Raw genomic sequence first — 21,378 nt, 5'->3', positions numbered from 1 at the left:
TTTTGTGGTGAAATTAAACTTCGGTTTCATTTCCCCAATTGGACAATTCTTCTTCGGTCCACAATTTAGGAAAAAAGATGCGTCTTTGGTATTTTGGGTGCATATATTTTTGCCAATCACTTCCTCCAGTAGCTTCTCCGTTACCTTTTCCGCTCTCCAAAATGTATTTTCTAGCCGTATTAAGGTGCTGCATTACCCAAGTAATGTTTACCGTTTTGTCGTAATGGCGCATTGCTGCAATTAGTTCTGTATTTTGTTGGTCTTTAATAGGTAATTGAATGAATTTTTGCCAAAGGTTTTTGGTTTTAAAAGAAGCCATTTGTCTTAAAAACTGCTCTTTGTACTTTTTTTCAAACTCATTTAGCAAATATGATTTTTCGCCAGTATGATAATCTTTTCCGGCAGCTTGCCAATAAAGATGTTCAAAGCTAGTTTCTAAATCGGTATTTTCGTCAAAGTTTGCTTTGTATCTGCGGTCTGTCAAATTGATCACGTCAGTCGAAGCAAATTCGATCATTCTATATTGAGCGCTTTGGAATCCGCTTGCAGGAGTAAGCGTATTTCTAAATTTCATGTATTGATCTACTTCCATACCATTTTCCATAATACTGAAAGAGTTGGTAAGCATGTCAAAATATCTTGTGATTCTTGATAGTCTTTCGCTAAAAAAATCAACTTGAATGTTTTCTGTTTCGGCAATCTGATCAATTTCCCACAGAATCATTTTAAAAATCAATTCGTTTACCTGATGGTACATTATAAATACCATTTCGTCAGGAAGTGTAGTACGCTGAATTTGCAGATTCAAAAGAGCATCGGTCTGAATATAATCCCAATATGTGATAGGTTTAGCCCAAAGCAATCCTTCTAATTGAACATCAGTTTTTTGATTTATGGCTTGAAATTTAAGATCAATTTCTTTTAAAAGTGCTTCAGAATTATCTGTAGGGTTCATTATTTTTTTACTTTAAGTGGACTTTTTAATCCTTTATAATCATCAAGATCTGCCTTAAGCGATCCGACGGCCAAATCTGCTTTAATTCTTATGGGAACTTTGTTTACATCATCTGTTATCCAGAGTGTTAAGCTCTCTTTTTCTTTAAATACTCTACCTGTCTGTACCAATGGCTTAAAGACCATCGTAGAAACGGTTCCAAATTTAGTCGTAATATCTTGACGGCCTACAAATTTTAACTTAAATTTTGTGATTTCTTCATCAAAAAACATGTCGATTGTAATGGCTTCGCCAGATTTAAGTTTATCGATATTGGGATGGTTTCTCAAAAAGTAAAATGCCGAAACAATATCTTGCACATCTTCTGATACTAGAATCGTTTTCTCTGATTTTCTTTTATAGTCTTTTACCAAAACTCTATTTTCTGCTTGATTGAAAAAACCTTCTTGATTTTTGGTATAGCCACCTTCGTCAATTTTTCTAACATAACGATAGGGTTTTCCTGTTTCTTTGTCAAAATAACTTTCGTATAAATCTTCTACTTTAAAGAAAAATTTAGACATTCCAGTTGTGTAACCTTTTCCAATAGAGTGGTATACCTTTTTGTTGTTTATCGTAGCATCTTTAATTTCAAGTGTAGCATAGCCGGCATTTACAATTCCGTAATGTATTCTAAATTTGAAATATTCTCCAGTATCGAAGGCATCTTCTTTTTGAGGCGCAAATGAGAGTGTTGTTAGTGCTAATATAGTGAGGATGAGCTTTTTCATAGTACATTCTTTACATTTTATTATAAAGATAGACAAATGCAAATTTTATTCCAAATGTACCAAAACAAAAAAACTCAGTCAAAAATGACTGAGTTTTTATGCTATTAACTAACCAAAAAACTATAAATTATGAAATTTATATCAATTCGGAAGGAAACCACCCCTTCCTGATTTGCGGTGCAAAGATAGATAGAAAGTTCAAAAATAAAATAGCAAAAGTCAAGTTTAACATAACATTTGCAAAAAAAGCATCGTTTTTTGGCGAATTATGTGATTTTATGCATTAAAATTAACATTTTACAGCGTTCCTCTCAATTCTTGCTCTCTTTCGATAGACTCAAAAAGGGCTTTAAAGTTACCTGCACCGAACCCTTTTGCCCCCATTCTTTGAATAATTTCGAAGAAAAGCGTCGGTCTGTCTTGAACGGGCTTTGTAAAAATCTGTAAAAGGTAACCGTCTTCGTCGGCATCGACCATGATCGCTAATTTTTCGATTTCGCTCAAATCCTCTTTCATCATGTCCATATGAACACCCAATCTTTCAGGAATTGCTTCGTAATATGCGTGTGGAGGAGCCGATAAAAATTCAACACCACGTGCTCTAAGTTGTGATACCGTTTTAATAATATCGTCTGTAGCAATGGCAATGTGCTGAATTCCAGGTCCGCCGTAAAAATCTAAATATTCTTCAATTTGAGATTTTTTCTTTCCTTCTGCAGGTTCGTTGATTGGAAATTTAATCCTTCCGTTTCCGTTAGACATTACTTTACTCATCAAAGCAGAATACTCTGTAGTAATTTGTTTGTCATCAAAAGATAGGAAATTTACAAATCCCATAACTTCTTCGTAGAATTTTACCCAAGTATTCATTTCGTTCCAACCTACATTTCCAACCATATGGTCGATGTATTTTAATCCAGTTGATTCTGGGTTAAAGTCAGATTTCCATTCTTTATAACCTGGCAAGAAAACACCATTGTAATTTTTTCTTTCTACAAAAATGTGAACTGTCTCTCCGTAAGTGTAGATTCCAGAACGAACCACTTGTCCAAATTCATCTTCTTCAACCGTTGGTTCCATAAAAGAACGCGCACCACGCTTCATGGTTTCTTCGTACGATTTTGTAGCGTCTTCAACCCAAAGTGCAGCCACTTTTACTCCGTCGCCGTGTTTTTTCAAATGTTCGTTTATTGGAGAATCTGCTGTTAATGGCGTTGTCAAAACAATTCTAATTTTATCTTGTTTTAAAACATAAGATGCTCTATCTCTTACTCCAGTTTCCAATCCGGCATAAGCCAAAGATTGATATCCAAATGCAGATTTATAATAATGTGCAGCTTGTTTGGCATTCCCCACATAAAATTCTACATAATCTGTTCCTAATAATGGAAGGAAATCTTGTGCTCCTTCAAATATTTTCTCTAATCCGTATTCTACTGATTTTACTTCTTTTGACATGATGTTTATTTGTTTAATCGGTTAATCATTTAACTGATTTTTCCGAAATGTTGTGTTTGAAATTTGTTTTTTTAACGCAAAGAGCGCTAAGTAAATCGCAAGGTCCGCAAAGTTTTTATAGCGATCTTTGCGTAAAATCCTTGCGAACTTTGCGGTTAGATCGAAAGTGAGATTTATTCACACCAAGATTTATAGTACTGTCCATCATCAAGACCCATAGCCTCTTCAGTAACCATTAATGGACGGAACGTATCCACCATTACAGCTAATTCCTGAGTTTCTTTATGACCAATACTTCGTTCCATTGCGCCTGGCGCTGGTCCGTGCGGAATTCCTTTTGGGTGTAAAGTAATATGGCCTTGCTCAATATTATTACGGCTCATAAAATCGCCGTCTACATAATATAGAACTTCGTCAGAATCAATATTGCTGTGATTATATGGCGCCGGAATGGCTTTCGGATGATAATCGTAAAGTCTTGGGCAGAATGAACAAACGACAAAAGTTGCCGTTTCAAAAGTTTGATGTACCGGAGGCGGTTGGTGAACACGCCCGGTTATAGGTTCGAAATTATGAATTGAAAATCCGTATGGGAAATTGTAGCCGTCCCAGCCTACAACGTCAAACGGATGTGTGGCATAAACCACTTCGTGAATCATTCCTTCCTTTTTGATTTTAATTAAAAAATCGCCTTTTTCGTCATGAGTTTCCAATTCGCTAGGCAAAATAAAATCACGCTCACAAAATGGAGAATGTTCTAAATGCTGTCCAGATTGGTTTTTATAACGTTTTGGAGTGTAAAAAGGAGAATAAGATTCTACATAAAATAATCGGTTGTCTTCTGTTTCGAAATCGATCTGATAAATAATACCGCGCGGAATAATTAAATAGTCGCCATATTCAAACGGAATATTTCCTAACATGGTTCTTAACTTTCCTTTTCCTCTATGAATGAAAAGCATTTCATCGGCATCGGCATTTTTATAAAAATAATTACGAAGCGATTCTTTCGGCGCAGCCAAACCAATAATACAGTCTTTATTGACAAGCATTGCTTTTCGGCTGTCCAGAAAATCATTTTCGGGTTTTAATTCAAAACCTTTAAAAAGAAGTGATTTTATATTTTTTCCGATTGCAATTTTAGGTTCAACCGAATGAGAGTTTAAAATTTCTTTAACCTGAGTTGGTCTGTGTACGTGATAAGATAGCGACGAATGCCCGTGAAAACCTTCGGTTCCGAACAATTGTTCATAGTAAAAACCTCCGTTTGGTTTTTCAAATTGGGTGTGTCGCTTTTGCGGAAATTCTCCGAGTTTGTGATATAATGGCATGGCTTTTCAATTAGATAATTAGTAAATTAGATAATTCGAAAATTTGAATTGCAGAGTGAATAATCAGTTCAATTTTTTCAATTGACTAACTATCTCAATTCGATAGAAGCATTATTCTGGATTTCTCTTAATAAGAAATTGAAGATACTCTAATAAACCTGTCCAATTTGTTTTCATTATAACAAATGTCGTAATTTTTTCGGAGTAAAAATAAAAATTATATTATTTATAACTATAAAATAACTTAGTTTTTTTGATTTAATTTTTATGATGTAAAAAAATACACTGTTTTTATTGAAGTATTCTCGGTTATAATACTAAAATTGAAACCCGATACTAAACCACGTAAAGCTTTTTGACATTTCTGGAGACCAAGATTGTTTTACTTCGATAGGTCCAATTATGGTTTCTAAACCATAACCAATGGCATATCCTGTATACTTTGGCATAGAAACCCAATCTACAGAAGAAAAAATATCATCTCCTAAGTTGGCAAAATTTGCTGATACATTGATGTGATTTTTTTTGAAGATTTCGTAATCAATATTAATATCAGTTTTAATATAACTGTTACCGGCAATGCTTAGAAAATCGTATCCGTAGAAATAATTGAAATTGTTTATTTTGTTGTAGCCATAACCACCAAATATAAAATCAAAAAACGGAACACTGTCGCTGCCAATATTAAACCCAGCATCGGCTCCAAATTTTATAGTTGCTTTTCTAAATAGCGGTCTAATAACTGATATTTCGGCTTTCGCAATCGAAAAAGGTTTAAATTGCTTTGTATAATCTGATGATGCCATATAGGTTTGCAGATCTGTAGAAAAATATAATCCAGAACTTGGGTAATATTTTTCATCTAACGAATCGTATTTTAAATAGGCAAAGGCACTAAAATAATTGCTTTTTTCAATTATGTTATCTTCATTGGTAAGTGTTGGGGAGTTAATTTTTAGATACTTATATTCTAATCCACCGCCCATTAAAAATTTCTGGACAAAAATAGTCTGAAAATAAGCCTGATTGGTTATATCCATGAAGTCAACATTAATAAGGTTGACATTTGGATTCTCTTTAAGAACGCCACTCAAACTAGTCGTTACATTTCGATTAAATTGATTCAGTCTTGAACGGAAGCCAAAACTGATGTTAAAACCATTTTCGACATAATAGTTAAAATCATATCTAAAATTATCACCCAAAATGATATCTAAAGAAGTAACGTCGTTTTTTAAAAAAGTCTTTTTATGAGTTAGGTTTAATAAAACCGCACTTTTGTAAAGACCATCATAATGAAGTCCAAGTTTTAGATAAGTTTGCGTTGGATTTTCTCTTAAAACCAAATCCAAATCGTCCTTATCGCCATCTGGCTGAAGGCAATAGGAGATAGTGCTAAAGTTTTGTGTTGCATTTAAGTTGTTTATCCCAGCTTTAAGTCCGTCATAGGTTATGGTGCTTCCTGGTTTAAAACGTAGCTTACCGCGAATATATTCTTTGGTGTAATTTTCTAATTTATCAGTATTTATGTCTTGAATATGAAGTGTGTCTGTTTCAACTTTTAATTTTGGCTTTTTGTAAAAGTGGTTTTCATCACTCAAAGTTTTGATTTTTTCATAAACCGCAAAAGCGGCTTCTTCTCCTTTTCTAATGATTTCTTCTCCTCGGTCAAACGAGATAACTCCAAAATCACGAATATCGGGTCTGATGTAAACATCTGTATCCTTTATTTTGCTTTTCATTTTTTCGATGGATTGCAGATTGGTAATCTGAACCAAGATTCGTGTGGCGTTTTTCAGGTTTTTTCTTTTCAGCAAATCGTCTTGAACATCTACACCAATAATAATATCTGCGCCGAGATTGCGAACTTCTTGTATAGGATAATTATTTACAACGCCACCATCAACCAATAGATTTCCGTCAATTTCAACTGGTGTAAATAGGGAAGGGAAAGCCGAACTCGCCATCATGGCCTGAACCAGATTTCCTTTGTTTAGCAAAACTTCTTCGCCTGTTTCAATATTAGTTCCAATACATAAAAAAGGAGTTGGCAGTTTGTTGAAATCCCGAACGTGACGTACATTTCTAGTTAAACTGCTTAATAAATTATAATTGTACATTCCTTTTGAAAGCGCTTCTGGAATGCCGACTCTGAAGTTACTGAAAGGCAAGACAATCGCATATAACTCGTCATTCTTCTTGCCATAAAAATTCTTAGAAGAACGCGGAATATAATCGTTTATTAATTCGTCGAAATTGGTTCGTTTGAAAATAGAATCGATTTGAGAAGCATTGTAACCAGAGGCATAAAGTCCGCCAATTACAGATCCCATACTGGTTCCGCCAATGTAGTCGATTTTGATTCCGGCTTCTTCCAAAACTTTCAAAACTCCAATATGTGCAAAACCTTTAGCGCCGCCGCCACTTAAAACTAATCCTATTTTGGGTCTTTTAACACTATCTTTTTTTGTTTCCTGCGAAAATGATTTTGACGAAAACAAAAAGGTCAGCAATAAAACAAATGAGAATGCGTACGAAGAAGCTCCTTTGAAACAAATTTTTGAAATGTACAGTTGGAATGAACGCATAAAAACTTTAATTGGTTTTGTAAAAGTCGACAATTTTTTTGGCTTTAGAAACACCTATAACGTCTGAAATTTCTTTTTCTGTGGCCAATTTTAATCTTTTAACACTTTTAAAATGCTGAATCAAAGCAAGCATGGTTTTTTCGCCAATTCCAGGAATGCTTTCAACAGAAGAATTAAGTGCCGATTTGCTTCGTTTGTCTCTGTGAAAAGTAATTCCAAATCGGTGCGCTTCGTTTCGTAACTGTTGAATCACTTTTAAGGTTTCTGATTTTTTGTCTAAATATAATGGAATCGAATCGCCTGGATAAAAAAGTTCTTCCAAACGTTTTGCAATTCCGATAATGGCAATTTTACCGCGTAAACCTAATTCATCAATACTTTTTAAAGCCGATGATAATTGTCCTTTTCCACCGTCAATGATTATTAGCTGAGGCAAAGGCTGATTTTCGTCTAATAATCTTTTGTAACGGCGATAAACAATTTCGGTCATCGAAGCAAAATCGTCGGGGCCTTCAACAGTTTTAACGTTAAAATGGCGATAATCTTTTTTGCTTGGTTTTCCGTCTTTAAAAACAACGCAGGCCGCAACAGGATTTGTTCCCTGAATGTTCGAGTTATCAAAACATTCTATATGTCTTGGTTCAACAGGAAGACGTAAATCTTTCTGCATCTGCGCCATAATTCTGTTCACATGACGATCTGGATCTACAATCTGTAATTGCTTTAATTGTTCGATTCGATAAAATTTAGCATTTCGAATTGACAAATCTAAAATCTGTTTTTTATCTCCAAGCTGAGGAACAGTTATTTTAATGTTTTCGCCCAAATCCATTTCAAAAGGAACAATGATTTCTTTTGATAATAGCTGAAAACGCTCGCGAAGTTCTATAATCGCCAATTCTAATAATTCTTCATCACTTTCATCCAGCTTTTTCTTCATTTCTAAAGTGTGCGAACGAATAATTGAACCATGAGAAATCTGAAGGAAGTTGACATAAGCCGCACTTTCGTCAGAAATAATAGAGAAAACATCAATATTGGTAATCTTCGGATTGATAATGGTAGACCTAGATTGATAGTTTTCTAAAACTTCAATCTTTTCTTTGATTTTTTGCGCTTCTTCAAACTGTAAATTCTGCGCATAAGTGTTCATCAGTTTCTTGAAATCCTTTAAGCTTTCTTTGAAGTTTCCTTTTAAGATTTCGCGAATTGCATTGACTTGTCTTTGGTATTCTTCCAAAGGTTCCAAACCTTCGCAAGGGCCTTTGCAATTGCCAATATGATATTCCAGACAAACTTTAAATTTTCCCGAATTAATATTAGATGCGCTCAAATCATAATTGCAAGTTCGTAGCGGATATAATTCTTTGATTAAATCTAAAATAGTATGTACTGTTTTGAAACTGGTGTAGGGGCCAAAATATTCAGAGCCGTCCTTGATCATGTTTCGAGTTGAAAATATTCTTGAAAAAGGTTCTTTTTTGATGCAGATCCAAGGATACGTTTTGTCATCACGCAAAAGTACGTTGTATCGCGGCTGTAGGGTTTTAATTAAATTATTTTCTAATAAAAGCGCATCGGTTTCGGTTGGAACTACGATGTGTTTTATCGTTACGATTTTTTTTACCAGTACATTTGTCTTGGCAGTATCGTGAATTTTATTGAAATAAGAAGAAACCCTTTTTTTTAAATTTTTAGCTTTGCCGACATACAAGATTTTCCCGTCTTTATCATAATACTGATACACGCCAGGATTGTCTGGTAAAGTTAAAATTTGAAGATCTAAGGCTGGTTTTTGCATTCTTTTTTATGTGTGAAGATACTCGAAAAGCTTTTTTCAAAAACCATTCCGATTTCCAAATGAAGCTTAACATTGAATTAGTTTCAAATTTACAAAATCAAAAGAATAATTTCTATATTTAGATTTTATAATTCTACATGAAAAATAGTACTCCATTGGTTATTTTTGGCGAATCGATTTTGCCGGGAGAACACAGAACGATAAACGTCGAAATTGCTCGGCTTCATACTACAACAAAACTAAATATTCCTGTTATTGTTCGTCGTTCCAAGAACGAAGGTCCGACTGTTTTATTTTCTGCCGGAATACACGGAGACGAAATTAACGGTGTTGAAATTGTTCGTCAGATTATCAGTAAAAAAATCAACAGGCCTGCACGCGGTACTATAATCTGCATTCCGGTGATTAATATGTATGGTTTTGTAAATAAATCTCGCGAGTTTCCAGACGGGCGCGACTTGAATCGTGTTTTTCCAGGAAGTAAAAAAGGTTCGCTTGCCAGCAGATTTGCCTATCATATTGTCGAAGAAATTTTACCAATTTTGGATTATGCAGTCGATTTTCATGCGGGCGGAGCAAGCCGATTTAACGCGCCACAAATTAGAATCACAGAAAACAATCCTGAACTTAAAGTTTTGGCCGATATTTTTAATGCGCCATTTACACTCTATTCTAAAAATATAAATGGTTCTTTTAGAAAAACTTCTGAAAGTGCCAATGTAAAAATGCTTCTTTTTGAAGGTGGAAAATCTTTAGATATCAATAATGAAATTGCAAATCAAGGTGTTTTAGGAACAAAACGTTTACTGCATTATCTGGGAATGTTAGATTCTAAACAAATTATGGAACCTGCCTTAACACCTTCAATTTACATTAAACAATCGGTTTGGCTTCGAGCAAAATGTTCGGGTTTGCTTCATGATTTTAACTTGATCGGAAAATTTGTAACCAAAGGCACTATCTTGGCTATTATTACAGATCCGTTTGGGAAGTTTGAACAAAAAATCAAAGCGCCGCACGATGGTTATGTAATCAATGCGAATCATTCGCCAATTGTTTATGAAGGCGATGCTATTTATCATTTATCTAAAACTCCAGACAATGCCGACGAGTAAAAAAGAACTTCGAATAGAATATAAAAATTTCCGTAAAGCACTTTCTTTTGATGAAGTAGAAGAGAAGAGCTTGGCAATTGCAAACCAATTGATTCAAATGCCAATTTGGGATAAAATTTATTATCATGTTTTTCTTCCGATTGAAGAGCATAAAGAAGTCAATACTGAATTTGTTCTGCATTTGCTTTCTGGAAAAGACAAAGAAATCCTGATTTCTAAAAGTGATTTCGAAACAAGAAAAATGACTCATTTTCTTTTAACGGATAATACTAAAATCAAAAAGAACGAATACAACATTCCTGAACCTGTTGATGGAATTGAAGTTCCGTCTTCTAAAGTTGAAGTTGTTTTTGTACCACTTTTGGCTTTTGATGTTTTTGGAAATAGAATTGGTTACGGAAAAGGTTTTTATGATAAATTTCTTGCCGAATGCAAACCCGAAACCATCAAAATTGGACTTTCTTTTTTTGAGGCCGTAAATCAGATTGATGATGTTTTTGAATCGGATATCAAGTTGGATTATTGCGTAACGCCAGAAAAGATTTATCAGTTTTAATTTAATAGCAAAAAAAAATAATGCCACAGATTAAAGGATTTTAAAAGATTAATCTATTTAATCAGTGGCAAAAAAAATATTCGCATTTCACAAAAAAAATATTCTACACCAAATCCCTTTAAAATCAAGGTTTCTCATTTTATTTTTACGTAAGAAAAGGATTTTTAAATTTTTTGGCACGATTTTGCTTACTCGAAAAAATGCAAATAATCGCCTCTAGTACATCCGGAATGCTAGTCCTTATTTGAAGCCTATAACCTTTTATTAATTTTTAAAAATTTACTTTATGAGAAATCTTAATTTCTTTATGATGGCATTCCTTGTACTTACTATTTTCAGCTGTAAGAAAGCGTATGCACCAGATCAAAGTTACGAGACAGTTGATTCTGCTGCGGCTGTAACAGATGCAATTCCAGAGGAAATGTACATTGAACCAAATACAGAAAGCTACGCAGGATTGGAAGAAAATCCTTTTGAATCTCCCCTAAAAGAGCCTCTTTCTACTTTTTCTATTGATGTTGATAATGCATCCTATACCAATATCCGCCGATTTATAAACGAAGGGCAAAAAGTTCCTAAAGATGCCGTTCGTGTGGAAGAGATGATTAACTTCTTTAAATACAAATATCCACAGCCAGAGGGTCATCATCCGTTTTCTATTAATACAGAATACAGTGATTGTCCTTGGAATAAAAACAGCCGATTACTAAAGATTGGTTTGCAAGGAAAAGACATTCCGATGGCGAACCTGCCCGCTACTAATTTAGTTTTTTTGGTTGATGTTTCGGGTTCAATGGATGAACAGAATAAATTGCCATTGTTGAAAGAATCGATGAAAGTTTTGGTAAAAGAACTGAGAAGCATTGATAAAGTTTCGATTGTAGTTTATGCGGGATCTGCGGGAGTAGTTTTAGAACCCACTTCTGGAGATAATAAGGATGAAATTATGGATGCTTTTAATGATTTACATGCAGGTGGAAGTACGGCAGGAGGAGAAGGAATCGAATTAGCCTACAAATTGGCACAGCAGAATTTTATTAAAGAGGGCAATAATAGAGTGGTAATAGCTACAGATGGTGATTTTAATGTTGGTGCTTCTTCAGATGATGATATGCTGAAATTGATCGAACAAAAAAGAGAATCTGGAGTTTTCTTAACCGTTCTTGGATTTGGAATGGGAAATTATAAAGACAGTAAAATGGAAATTCTTGCCGATAAAGGAAACGGAAATTACGCTTACATTGATAACATTCAAGAGGCAAATCGTTTTCTTGGAAAAGAATTTAAAGGTTCTATGTTTGCTATCGCGAAAGATGTAAAAATCCAAATCGAGTTTAATCCGAATCACGTTCAGGCGTATCGATTGATTGGTTATGAAAACCGAAAATTAAATGCTGAAGATTTTAAAAATGATAAAATTGATGCAGGCGAATTAGGCAGCGGACACTCGGTTACGGCTTTGTATGAGATTGTTCCGATTGGTGTAGAAAGTGATTATGTTCCTTCAGATTTAAAATATACTAAAACGCAGAAAGTGGCTGGAAATCATAGTGATGAATTAGCTACAGTAAAATTTAGATATAAAAAACCTGATGGCAACAAAAGTATTGAAATCGTAAATGTAATTGCAGACCAAAAAACGGACTTAGAAAACAGTTCTCAAGATTTCAAATTCACAACTGCCGTTTCTTGGTTCGGATTAAAATTACGTGACTCAAAATATATAGCAAACAGTTCAAGTTCTGATATTAAAAGATTGGCAAAATCTGGTTTGTCAAACGACGAAGAAGGTTACAGATCTGAGTTTGTAAGATTGGTCGATGCAGTAAATTAATTTAAAATTTCAAAATAAGAAATCCCAAATTCCAGTCTTCTTTGGAATTTGGGATTTCTTATTTTTCAATGTAAATTATTGCAATTTAAAATATTGTAATTTTTGATTGCTGCAGAACAATTCTGATATTCCGTTTTCATTTTCTTCTCCGATATAAAAAGCAATCAAATTACCCGAAGCCTCATCAATATAATAACGCCAAACTTCCTTGTTTGAATACACTATCAATAAAGGATCAGAAGTTAAACTTTCTTTATCTGAAAAAATGATTTTTTCTGTTTTGGCTAAATTCCAGTTTTTTGCTTTATCATAAAGTTCGTAAAACAATATTTGATCAGGATCGATAGTAATCATTCTCCCGACGATACTGTCAGAAGGATCTCTCATTGCCCAAGAGTCAGGAGTAAGCATTTTCCAATTCCCTATAATTTCTTGTCTTTGTTCTGCTCTTACGATGATTTTTAAGGAATCAGTTTTTTTTATCGATTTGCTTACGATTTCTTTGTCTGGACTAAAACCGGTTTGAGCTAAGGAGAAAAAACCGTAGGCACGGTAAAAATTTTGTTCTTTTAAAGCTTTTAGTCCTTCTTCAAAAAAGTGTTTTTGGCGCTGTTCTGGTTTTAATTTTTCTTCCTGAGCATAGATTGTGCAGGATAAAGTAAATAGTATAATTAAGAGTTGTTTTTTGACCATTGAATGTAATTTTAAATTATTTCAATTGCATTCTAAAAAAACTATTTAACCTCTTTAATTGTTGAAGAGTCGATCCAACCTTGCGTTCCGTCTGTCAATTCGATTTTTTTCCAACCTGCAATACTTTCTAAAACATAAACTTTTGCTCCTTCATGCAATAAAATAATTCCAGTCGAAGATTTTTTAGGCTCATGTCTAACTTGGCTTAATTCAGAAAAAACAATGGCTACACGGTCGTTTTCAAAATGATTTTTTTCAGACATTCCCGCTGAAATGCTTAAAGCAAAAGCCACCAAAATGATAAACATTCCGACAAAATAAATTCTTTTTGCAAGTGTAGCGTTCGAAAAATAATACCCAATAAAGCTCAATAAAAACACAAACCCAAGCGCTATAGAAATTTTGGCCCAAGTATTATAGTCAAAAATAGAAGTAAAGTTTTGAATCAGTTTGGCAAAACCTACTTTTGGAACTTCTTTGATTTCATCAATCGTTAGTTTTTTGGCAAATTTTAAGTTGTTTAAAGTCTCAGGATCGTTTGGTTTAAGAACCAAAGCCTTTTCATAATTGTAAATTGAAGGTGCAACCTGATTTAGTTTGTAATAACAGTTTCCAAGATTAAAATACACTTCAGCAGAATGTAATTTGTCTTCTTTTATGATGTTTTCATAAACCTGCGCCGCTTCTTTATATTGTCCTTTTTGGTACAATGCATTAGCCGATTCAAAGCGACCTTGCGCAAAGAAAACCTGCGAGATGAATAAAAAGAGATATAGTATGTTTTTCATTTTCTATTATAATAAAGATTATCAACTTTGCGAACTTAAATTCGACTCAATCTAAATCAATTTTCTTAGCTCCCGATAGCTATCGGGATTGCGTAAAAAAAATTAAACAATCTGTTTTTCTAATTCAGAAATAATCAATACAGCCTTATCATAATCCTGTTGAATTGAAGCGCTCGATGCTGGTGCATAACGTGCAAATTCGCAGTTTTCAGTTAGAGCAATAAAATTCTGAACCGTTTCTGGATTTGCATTTCTAGATAGCAGCAATTCTCTAATATTATCTTTACTCATTTCTGAAGTTTCGATATGTAGTTTTGCTTTCAAGAAATTATGCATTGCTTTTTCAAGTGCAATGTAGAAAGGCTCTTTGTTGTTAAGATGTTTCTTCGCTTGCGATAAATATTTTTTAGCCAGCTTATTGTTCATTCTAATTCTATTTCCAGTAACATCACTATCCATAGCTTCTTTTTTCTTTCTAGCCAGAATAATTATCGGGATAATGATAAATGGAGCAAACAATAATCCTAAATATAAGTTTGAGTCGTAAAAATCTTTTTTCTCAATAGGAATTAATGCTGTTCTAGATTTAATGTTTTTGAACTGATCTGCTTTTGCTACTGCATTTTTAGAAGCTGATGCTCCTGGATTTGCTTCAGCAGGCGTTGGACCGTCCAAAACATCAATCATAATTTCTTTTGAAGTGATGGTTTTATAAGTACCAGAACTCAAATCGAAATACGAAAACTGCATTGGTTTTATCGCATATTTTCCTCGGTATTGTGGTACAATAGTGTATTTGTCTGTAATTCTTCCAGACATGCCGCTTAGAGAAGTAGTTACTTGCTCGTCATGAACAGGATCGTACATTTCTAATGCATTTGGAACAACTGGTTTTGGAAGCGTAAACAACTTCATATTTCCAGTTCCTTGCGCACTTACGATTAAGTCAAGACCTTCGCCATTTTTAAGCGTTGTTTTTGATGGAGTAACGGTAAAATTCAGTCTTCCGACAGCTCCAGTAAATCCTTCTGGTTTTGTGCTTTCGGGAAGAGGTCTTACATTGATTGTTTTTGCTCCAGCAGAAACTATTTTATTGTCTTCTGTAATAATCATTTGACCAAACATATCACGACGATTTGTTGGCAATTGCACACCAATATCTAGTGAAAGAGGTTCAATAGTAAGTTTTCCTGATTTCTGAGGATATAAAATGGTCTTTTTCAGGATAACATAATAACATTTTTGGCCTTGGAAATTTCCTTCTTCAATTGCTAATTGTTTGATATCAATGTTCTGATTCCAGAAATCATTGTATTTAGGTTTGGCCAATTCTTTAAATCCTGTAACTCCAATATTATTGAAATACAATTTGTAAACCGCTGTTATTGGTTCGTTTAGATACGGATTTGTTTTTGAAATTTCGGCAACAAGAGTCAATAATTCATTTCCAGATCCTGGAGGTCTATCGTTTGGATCTCTTTCTTGAGCCACGGCATTGGTCACAGTAACCTTAATCGGATTTGTTTTGTAAACCTGACCGTTGAATTCTATTGCGGCCTGCTTAATGGTGACAACTCCTTTTCTCTCAGGCTGCAAGATATAAGAATATATTTTCTGAAAAGAGCTTCGCCCATTTATCCAAGACTGACTAATCTGTTGGCTTGGTCCTGCGACCATTTTAAACCCCTCAAAAGAAGGTTGCTCGAAATTATCTCCGTCAACATTCATGATGAAGTCGATGCGAAGTCTTTCATTTATTCCAAGCGAGTTTTTGCTGACTCTGGCTTCAAATTGTACTTGAGCCATAAGTCCTTGAAAAGTGAGTAGAAATAGAATTAAATATCTTTTCATTACTTGTTTAATCGTTATTTTTAATGCTTAATCGTTTAAACGTTATTTTGTTTAATCGTATTGTTTGGATCAAATAAACAAATTAACGGTTAAACGATTAACCAAATTTTACCAGTCTTTTTCTGTTTTCTTAGGATTAGTTTTTACTTTTTGAGCGTTTACTTTGTCCTGAATTTTCTTTTCTTCATTGTTTACAGCATCTAACAAATTCTGAACACGCTCTTTTGATATTCCTCCAGGCTGTGGTTTTGGCTCTCCTTGATTATCAGATTTGTCATCTTTCTTAGGATCGTTTTTACCGTCTTTTTTGTCTTTATCCTGGTCGCCTTTATCGTCTTTTTTATCCTTGTCTTTATCTTTATTTTTGTCCTTGTCTTTATCTTTGTTTTTATCCTTATCCTTGTCTTTGTCCTTGTTTTTATCTTTCTGATCGTTTTTAGGAGGATTCTCTTTTAGTTTTTGTTTTGCGTAAGCATAATTGTAACGTGTTTCATCATCAGTCGGATCGTTGCGAAGTGCTTGTTTGTAAGCTTCAACTGCTTGAGAATAATCTTTCTCTTTCATAAAAGCATTTCCAAGATTATGATAAGCCTTATGTTTTTCAGGCCTCGTTTTGGCATTTTTTATCGCTTTCGCGTAAGCAAATTTAGCTTCCGAAATCTGATTTTGTCTATAAATGGTATTTCCTAAATTATATGGAGCTGCTGATTTTTTAGGAAATTTTGATTCCGAAATTCTATAGTTTGCCTCAGCATCAGTAAATTTATTCTGTTTATATTCTTCATTACCAGCAGGCAATGATTTGTCTTTTTCTTGTGCAGCAGCTGCAAAAGAAACGGTTAGTAAAATATAAAGGAGTAAATTTTTCATTCTAATTTTGTTTTCTGTTCTGAATTTCATTCTGAACATTTATTTCTTTTCATTAAATAAATCCAACTCTTTGATCCAGCTTGTTTTTCTTTCTAATAAGAAAATGTCTAGGAAAAGCAGTAAAAATGCAAATCCGATAAACCATTGGAACTGCGATTGAAATTCTGCCATTTGTGTAGCTTCAAATTCTGTTTTCTGAATATTGTTCAAAGCATTTTTTACATATTCTAAAACTTCTTTCGTGCTTCCGCCGTAAACATAACCACCTTTTGTTGCTTTTGCAATTGTTTTTAAACCTTCTTGATTTAATTTGGTAATAACTGTTTCTCCGTTCTGGTCTTTTTGATAGCCTCTTACAACGCCATTTTCTTTTAACGGAATTGTTCCTCCTCTTTCTGTTCCAACACCAATTGTGATGATTTTCATTCCTAACTTATTCGCTTCTTCTGCCGCAGCAGTTGCACCTTCAGAATGATCTTCACCGTCAGAAATCAGAATTAATAATTTACTGGTCTTACTCTTTTCATCAAAATAAGTAGAGGATAATTTAATCGCTTCATCCAAAGAGGTTCCTTGAGAGGAAACCATTCCTGGATTCATACTTTGCAAGAACATTTTTGCAACGCTATAGTCTGATGTAATTGGTAAAACTGGGAAAGCACTTCCTGCATACGCCACGATTCCGATTCTATCGCTTCCTAAATTGTTAATGATTTGAGAGACCAACTGTTTACTTTTATCTAAACGGCTAGGAACAACATCTTCTGCAAGCATACTTTTAGAAACGTCAACAGCAAAAACAATATCAATACCTTCTCGTTTTACGGTTTCCATTTTGGTTCCGATTTTCGGATTTACCAAGCCAATAATTAAACAAGTAAGCGCCAAAAGAATTACAACAATTTTTAAAACAGGTTTAAAAACCGATTTCTCTGGGCTCAATCTTTTTACCATTTCCAAATCACCAAATTCACGTTGCGTTCTTCTTTTCCAATACATGTTGAAAAGAAAAATACATACCACAATTGGGATAAGTAATAAGAGATATAAATATTTTTTTTCGTCTAATTCCATAAATGTTTTTAAATTCCAATATTGAAATTCCAAATTCCAAATCCTCTTTCTAATTTTTAATCTTCAAATCCTAAATTCCAATTTGTTATTTGGAATTTTTAGAATTGGAATTTTTTTAAATTAAATAAAGCTTCTGTAAACCGTATTTCTTAATCCAACTTCAAGCAATAACATTAAACCTGCAAATAAGACAAAAAACCTGTATTTTTCGTCGTAATCGTAGAATTTCAGTTCCTGAATTTCTGTAGTTTCCAATTTATTGATCGATTTGTATATTTCTGCTAATTTATCGTTGCTTGTTGCTCTAAAATACGTTCCATCTGTTTTTCTAGCAATGTTTCTCATTAGCTTTTCATCGATTTCAACTTTCTGCATTTTAAATAAGAAACCGCCATTTGGAGCATATGCGTATGGAGATTCTGCCATTCCGTTTGTTCCAAGACCAATCGTGTAAACTTTAATTCCATACTGTTTCGCAATATCTGACGCTGTTTCTGGTTCAATAAAACCAGCATTGTTTACACCGTCAGTAAGGAGGATAATAACGCGGCTTTTTGCTTTGCTATCTTTCAAACGATTTACAGCAGTTGCCAATCCCATTCCAATTCCAGTTCCGTCTTGTAAAACCGTATCGTATTTAATTCCTTTTATAGCTTCAAGAATAATAGCTTTATCACTTGTAACAGGCGTTTTGGTGTAAGCTTCAGAGGCGTACAAAACCAATCCGATTCTGTCGTTTGGTCTTTCTTCAACGAAATCGGCTGCAACTCGTTTTAAAGCTTCCATACGATTTGGCTTTAAATCTTTTGCCAGCATAGATCCAGAAACGTCAATTGCCATTACAATATCAATTCCTTTTGTTGTTTTAGTCTGGTTGCTAATATCTACAGTTCTTGGGCGTGCCAATGCTATAATTAATGAGCTTAAAGCGAGAATTCTGAAAACGTATAAAGCAGGTTTGAACTTGATCCAAAACGATTCATTATTTTGGAATCCTGCTGTCGAACTCATTTTTAAGGTAGCCGACTGCTGGTTGCGTTTCCAGAAAAACCAAATTATCGCAATCGGAATTAATAGAAACAACCAAAGGAACTCTGGATTTAAAAAAGTGATCTTGCTCATTAGTTGTTTGCTCTTTGAAGTTCAACAGAATTTAATATTCGGGTCGTGATTTCATTTGCATAAGTATCGCCTTCTTCGTGCAAAATCAGGATTTGCTGTAAACCTTGATCTTGTTTGAAAAGTAACAATTCATAATATGCTTTTGTACTCGTTTTGGTTGCTGGATTCAAAACAGTCATTGTTCCGTAACCTTTTACTCCCTGAATACCTTCATTAGTTTGAAAATCTTCTTGTTTTACTATAATATTTTGTCCGCCTTGAGCCTCAATAATTTTTAGAGTGCCTTCGAGAGTTTTACTTAAATCAATATCTGTTGGCTGTTTGAATTTAGATGTAGAAACCGTTACATAGAAATTATCAATCATACTTCCGTACGTAAAAAGTTGCATTTCTTTGATAAGTGCCATTGCTTCTTTTGGGAGTACTTTTTGCGCGTCCATTCTTTTTAAAACCTTTGGCGTTTCAACAACAACAGCAGGACTTCCGTAAGCACTTTTTACCCATTCGCCTTCTAATAATTCTTTTGAAGGGTGGCCAATTACGTTATCTTTTACATAATTGAACCCTTTGGTAACCACAAAGAAAGTTGTTGTGGCAAACAATAAAAGTATGATAGCAGCAACAGAATAACCAATTCTTGCATTGCGCTGTTTTTTAAGCTGCGCTTGAATTTGTTTTTGTCTTTGCGCTTCGTTTAATAACTGATCTTCAATTTCTTCTGGAACTTCAGTTGGAATTGCATTATCAAGGGTTAAAATTACTTTCTGTATTTTATTTCTATCATCGGTAATTTCAAAATCAAGCGGTTTAGATTTTGCAAATTTTACCAAATCGGCCTGACGTAAAACGCGTTCTAAATTTTCAACCGTTTCCGGCGTAAGGGTCATTTTCTTTTTGGTCGAAGCTTCTCTAATTGCAGCAATTAACTCAGAAGTTGTGCTTTCCATTGCTGGGATATGAATGGCTTCTTCAATATAATTTCTAGCAATATCGGTCAGTTCGCTATAGTATTCTTTGATTTCTCCTTTTTGAACCAGTTCTTTTTGTTCTAGATTATTTAATAAACTAGTCGCTTTTTCGATAGGAGTTTTGTAAACTTCTTCTTCGATTTTTTTCAACTGGCGTTTTTTAACATACCAGTAAACGAAAGCGCCAATTCCTAAAATTGCTAGAACTATTAAAGTGTAAATCCACCAATTTCCCATTCCTTCATCAACAGAAGAAATATCTTTAATGTCGTACATTTTCTGCTGTAAGGTATCAACTTTTACAGCGGCAACTTCAACTTTAATAGAATCAGAGTAAAAAGGTTTTTTATCAATTAAAATTTTGATGCTCGGAATCGTATAACGGCCAGAATCAAACTGTGTTAAACCATATTTTTTTATAAGTTCGTAATTAGTGGCATCTTTCTTAACCGTATCAATTGGATAAGACTGGATAACTTCTAACGGACCAATATTTTTAAGTTTAGGAAATTCAACTTTTGATGTTGAAGTTACAACTGTTTTCAGGGTCAGTTTGAACTCAGCACCAATCTTATTTTTGGTGGTATCAATACTCGTTTCTACTTGTTTTTGCTGAGCAAAAATCATGGTAGAAAAAAGCAATAAAAATATATAAAGTTTAAATTTCATTTGATTAACGATTGTTGATTTTAGATTAACGATTTTTGATTTGTTAATCAAAATTGCCAGATTTTTATCGTGATTTGAAATAGCCTAATAGTTTAGTAACGTAATTTTCGTCTACTCTGGTATTTACAATTCCTGCTCCAGATTTACGGAAAGTATCTTTAAAGTAATTCAGCTTTTCTTGATAATGTTTTTCATAATTCATTCGAACAGCTTTAGAACTTGTATCAACCAATTGTATTTTTCCGGTTTCGGCATCCAGCATGCTTACCATTCCTAAATTCGGAATTCTTTCTTCGCGAATATCGTACACACGAACTCCTGTAATGTCATGTTTTTTAGAAGCAATCTTTAATGTATGCTCATAAGAATCAGACATAAAATCGGAAATCATAAAAATGATGGCTTTCTTTTTCTGTGTTCCAGATAAGAATTTCAAGGCTTGAGCAATGTCTGTTTTATGACTTTTTGGTTCAAATTCAATCAATTCACGAATGATGCGAAGTACATGAGAACGTCCTTTTTTAGGCGGAATATATAATTCTACAGTATCAGAAAATAAGATTAAACCAATTTTGTCATTATTTTGTGTAGCCGAAAAAGCCATCGTTGCCGCAATTTCGGTTACGATGTCTTTCTTGAATTGATTTTTAGAACCAAAAGATTCTGAACCCGAAATATCGACCATTAAAACCATCGTTAATTCGCGTTCTTCTTCAAATACTTTAACGTGAGCTTCGTTGTAGCGTGCGGTTACATTCCAATCGATGTTACGAATATCATCTCCGTATTGGTATTGACGCACCTCGCTAAACGTCATTCCTCGTCCTTTAAATGAAGAGTGGTATTCTCCCGAAAAGATATGATTACTCAGTCTTTTCGTTTTGATTTCTATTTTCCGTACTTTTTTTAAAAGCTCTTTTGTATCCATTTGATTT

The 21,378-nt window shown here is 33.9% G+C and carries 17 protein-coding genes; 3 read left to right on the top strand and 14 right to left on the bottom strand.

Annotation, left to right across the window (positions count from 1 at the left end):
* Window positions 1-13: 13 nt before the first annotated feature.
* From QLQ95_RS06975 to uvrC, 6 genes are all read right to left on the bottom strand, one after another.
* A complete protein-coding gene (locus tag QLQ95_RS06975; protein ID WP_320494310.1) occupies window positions 14-955 on the bottom strand; it encodes a tryptophan 2,3-dioxygenase family protein in 942 nt (313 codons plus the stop codon).
* Window positions 955-1,725: a DUF3108 domain-containing protein gene (locus tag QLQ95_RS06970; RefSeq protein ID WP_095928424.1), complete on the bottom strand. Its 771-nt coding sequence runs from the start codon at window positions 1,723-1,725 to the stop codon at window positions 955-957. The genes QLQ95_RS06975 and QLQ95_RS06970 overlap by 1 nt, the downstream gene beginning before the upstream one ends.
* 297 nt (window positions 1,726-2,022) lie before the next feature.
* Window positions 2,023-3,183 carry a 4-hydroxyphenylpyruvate dioxygenase gene (hppD, locus tag QLQ95_RS06965; protein ID WP_428237676.1) on the bottom strand — a complete coding sequence of 387 codons (1,161 nt, stop codon included), beginning with the start codon at window positions 3,181-3,183 and terminating at the stop codon, window positions 2,023-2,025.
* 173 nt (window positions 3,184-3,356) lie between these two features.
* Window positions 3,357-4,514 carry a homogentisate 1,2-dioxygenase gene (locus QLQ95_RS06960; RefSeq protein ID WP_482503169.1) on the bottom strand — a complete coding sequence of 386 codons (1,158 nt, stop codon included), beginning with the start codon at window positions 4,512-4,514 and terminating at the stop codon, window positions 3,357-3,359.
* A gap of 317 nt (window positions 4,515-4,831) precedes the next feature.
* Window positions 4,832-7,102, bottom strand: a complete 2,271-nt coding sequence (locus QLQ95_RS06955) for a patatin-like phospholipase family protein (protein WP_482503168.1) — start codon at window positions 7,100-7,102, stop codon at window positions 4,832-4,834.
* Window positions 7,103-7,109: 7 nt separating this feature from the next.
* Window positions 7,110-8,903 (bottom strand): excinuclease ABC subunit UvrC, encoded by a 1,794-nt coding sequence (uvrC, locus tag QLQ95_RS06950; protein WP_320494305.1) that lies wholly within the window; start codon window positions 8,901-8,903, stop codon window positions 7,110-7,112.
* A 137-nt stretch (window positions 8,904-9,040) separates the two neighbouring features.
* Between uvrC and QLQ95_RS06945 the strand changes: the two genes are divergently transcribed.
* The 3 genes from QLQ95_RS06945 (at window position 9,041) to QLQ95_RS06935 (ending at window position 12,408) form a co-directional block, all read left to right on the top strand.
* Window positions 9,041-10,018, top strand: a complete 978-nt coding sequence (locus tag QLQ95_RS06945) for a succinylglutamate desuccinylase/aspartoacylase family protein (RefSeq protein WP_095928419.1) — start codon at window positions 9,041-9,043, stop codon at window positions 10,016-10,018.
* A complete protein-coding gene (locus tag QLQ95_RS06940) occupies window positions 10,005-10,574 on the top strand; it encodes a 5-formyltetrahydrofolate cyclo-ligase (RefSeq protein ID WP_482503166.1) in 570 nt (189 codons plus the stop codon). The genes QLQ95_RS06945 and QLQ95_RS06940 overlap by 14 nt, the downstream gene beginning before the upstream one ends.
* A 286-nt stretch (window positions 10,575-10,860) precedes the next feature.
* Window positions 10,861-12,408: a vWA domain-containing protein gene (locus QLQ95_RS06935; RefSeq protein WP_482503164.1), complete on the top strand. Its 1,548-nt coding sequence runs from the start codon at window positions 10,861-10,863 to the stop codon at window positions 12,406-12,408.
* 75 nt (window positions 12,409-12,483) lie between these two features.
* Here the strand turns inward: QLQ95_RS06935 and QLQ95_RS06930 are convergent, their stop codons facing one another.
* The 8 genes from QLQ95_RS06930 to QLQ95_RS06895 form a co-directional block, all read right to left on the bottom strand.
* Window positions 12,484-13,101, bottom strand: a complete 618-nt coding sequence (locus tag QLQ95_RS06930) for a hypothetical protein (RefSeq protein WP_482503162.1) — start codon at window positions 13,099-13,101, stop codon at window positions 12,484-12,486.
* A 41-nt stretch (window positions 13,102-13,142) separates the two neighbouring features.
* The gene (locus tag QLQ95_RS06925) at window positions 13,143-13,889 is read right to left on the bottom strand and encodes a tetratricopeptide repeat protein (protein WP_095928415.1); all 747 of its coding nucleotides are present in this window, start codon (window positions 13,887-13,889) and stop codon (window positions 13,143-13,145) included.
* A 102-nt stretch (window positions 13,890-13,991) separates the two neighbouring features.
* The gene (locus QLQ95_RS06920) at window positions 13,992-15,740 is read right to left on the bottom strand and encodes a BatD family protein (protein WP_320494296.1); all 1,749 of its coding nucleotides are present in this window, start codon (window positions 15,738-15,740) and stop codon (window positions 13,992-13,994) included.
* Between the two features lie 108 nt (window positions 15,741-15,848).
* Window positions 15,849-16,610, bottom strand: coding sequence for a tetratricopeptide repeat protein (locus QLQ95_RS06915; RefSeq protein ID WP_320494295.1), 762 nt, complete (start codon window positions 16,608-16,610; stop codon window positions 15,849-15,851).
* A 39-nt stretch (window positions 16,611-16,649) separates the two neighbouring features.
* Entirely contained in the window at window positions 16,650-17,684 is a 1,035-nt protein-coding gene (locus tag QLQ95_RS06910) for a vWA domain-containing protein (RefSeq protein WP_248728578.1), read from the bottom strand.
* A 120-nt stretch (window positions 17,685-17,804) separates the two neighbouring features.
* On the bottom strand, window positions 17,805-18,806 hold the full coding sequence (locus QLQ95_RS06905; protein WP_482503159.1) for a vWA domain-containing protein: 1,002 nt from the start codon (window positions 18,804-18,806) through the stop codon (window positions 17,805-17,807).
* Window positions 18,806-20,443, bottom strand: a complete 1,638-nt coding sequence (locus tag QLQ95_RS06900; RefSeq protein ID WP_482503157.1) for a hypothetical protein — start codon at window positions 20,441-20,443, stop codon at window positions 18,806-18,808. The genes QLQ95_RS06905 and QLQ95_RS06900 overlap by 1 nt, the downstream gene beginning before the upstream one ends.
* Window positions 20,444-20,507: 64 nt before the next feature.
* Entirely contained in the window at window positions 20,508-21,371 is an 864-nt protein-coding gene (locus QLQ95_RS06895) for a DUF58 domain-containing protein (protein ID WP_320494292.1), read from the bottom strand.
* Window positions 21,372-21,378 lie beyond the last annotated feature (7 nt).

It is taken from the genome of Flavobacterium sp. B330r (genome assembly GCF_056824325.1).
This window is presented reverse-complemented; position numbering and strand designations above follow the sequence as displayed.

Coding starts and splice junctions, on each gene's coding strand:
- QLQ95_RS06975 (WP_320494310.1), bottom strand. CDS start 955: ATGAACCCTACAGATAATTCTGAAGCACTTTTAAAAGAAATTGATCTT.
- QLQ95_RS06970 (WP_095928424.1), bottom strand. CDS start 1,725: ATGAAAAAGCTCATCCTCACTATATTAGCACTAACAACACTCTCATTT.
- hppD (WP_428237676.1), bottom strand. CDS start 3,183: ATGTCAAAAGAAGTAAAATCAGTAGAATACGGATTAGAGAAAATATTT.
- QLQ95_RS06960 (WP_482503169.1), bottom strand. CDS start 4,514: ATGCCATTATATCACAAACTCGGAGAATTTCCGCAAAAGCGACACACC.
- QLQ95_RS06955 (WP_482503168.1), bottom strand. CDS start 7,102: ATGCGTTCATTCCAACTGTACATTTCAAAAATTTGTTTCAAAGGAGCT.
- uvrC (WP_320494305.1), bottom strand. CDS start 8,903: ATGCAAAAACCAGCCTTAGATCTTCAAATTTTAACTTTACCAGACAAT.
- QLQ95_RS06945 (WP_095928419.1), top strand. CDS start 9,041: ATGAAAAATAGTACTCCATTGGTTATTTTTGGCGAATCGATTTTGCCG.
- QLQ95_RS06940 (WP_482503166.1), top strand. CDS start 10,005: ATGCCGACGAGTAAAAAAGAACTTCGAATAGAATATAAAAATTTCCGT.
- QLQ95_RS06935 (WP_482503164.1), top strand. CDS start 10,861: ATGAGAAATCTTAATTTCTTTATGATGGCATTCCTTGTACTTACTATT.
- QLQ95_RS06930 (WP_482503162.1), bottom strand. CDS start 13,101: ATGGTCAAAAAACAACTCTTAATTATACTATTTACTTTATCCTGCACA.
- QLQ95_RS06925 (WP_095928415.1), bottom strand. CDS start 13,889: ATGAAAAACATACTATATCTCTTTTTATTCATCTCGCAGGTTTTCTTT.
- QLQ95_RS06920 (WP_320494296.1), bottom strand. CDS start 15,740: ATGAAAAGATATTTAATTCTATTTCTACTCACTTTTCAAGGACTTATG.
- QLQ95_RS06915 (WP_320494295.1), bottom strand. CDS start 16,610: ATGAAAAATTTACTCCTTTATATTTTACTAACCGTTTCTTTTGCAGCT.
- QLQ95_RS06910 (WP_248728578.1), bottom strand. CDS start 17,684: ATGGAATTAGACGAAAAAAAATATTTATATCTCTTATTACTTATCCCA.
- QLQ95_RS06905 (WP_482503159.1), bottom strand. CDS start 18,806: ATGAGCAAGATCACTTTTTTAAATCCAGAGTTCCTTTGGTTGTTTCTA.
- QLQ95_RS06900 (WP_482503157.1), bottom strand. CDS start 20,443: ATGAAATTTAAACTTTATATATTTTTATTGCTTTTTTCTACCATGATT.
- QLQ95_RS06895 (WP_320494292.1), bottom strand. CDS start 21,371: ATGGATACAAAAGAGCTTTTAAAAAAAGTACGGAAAATAGAAATCAAA.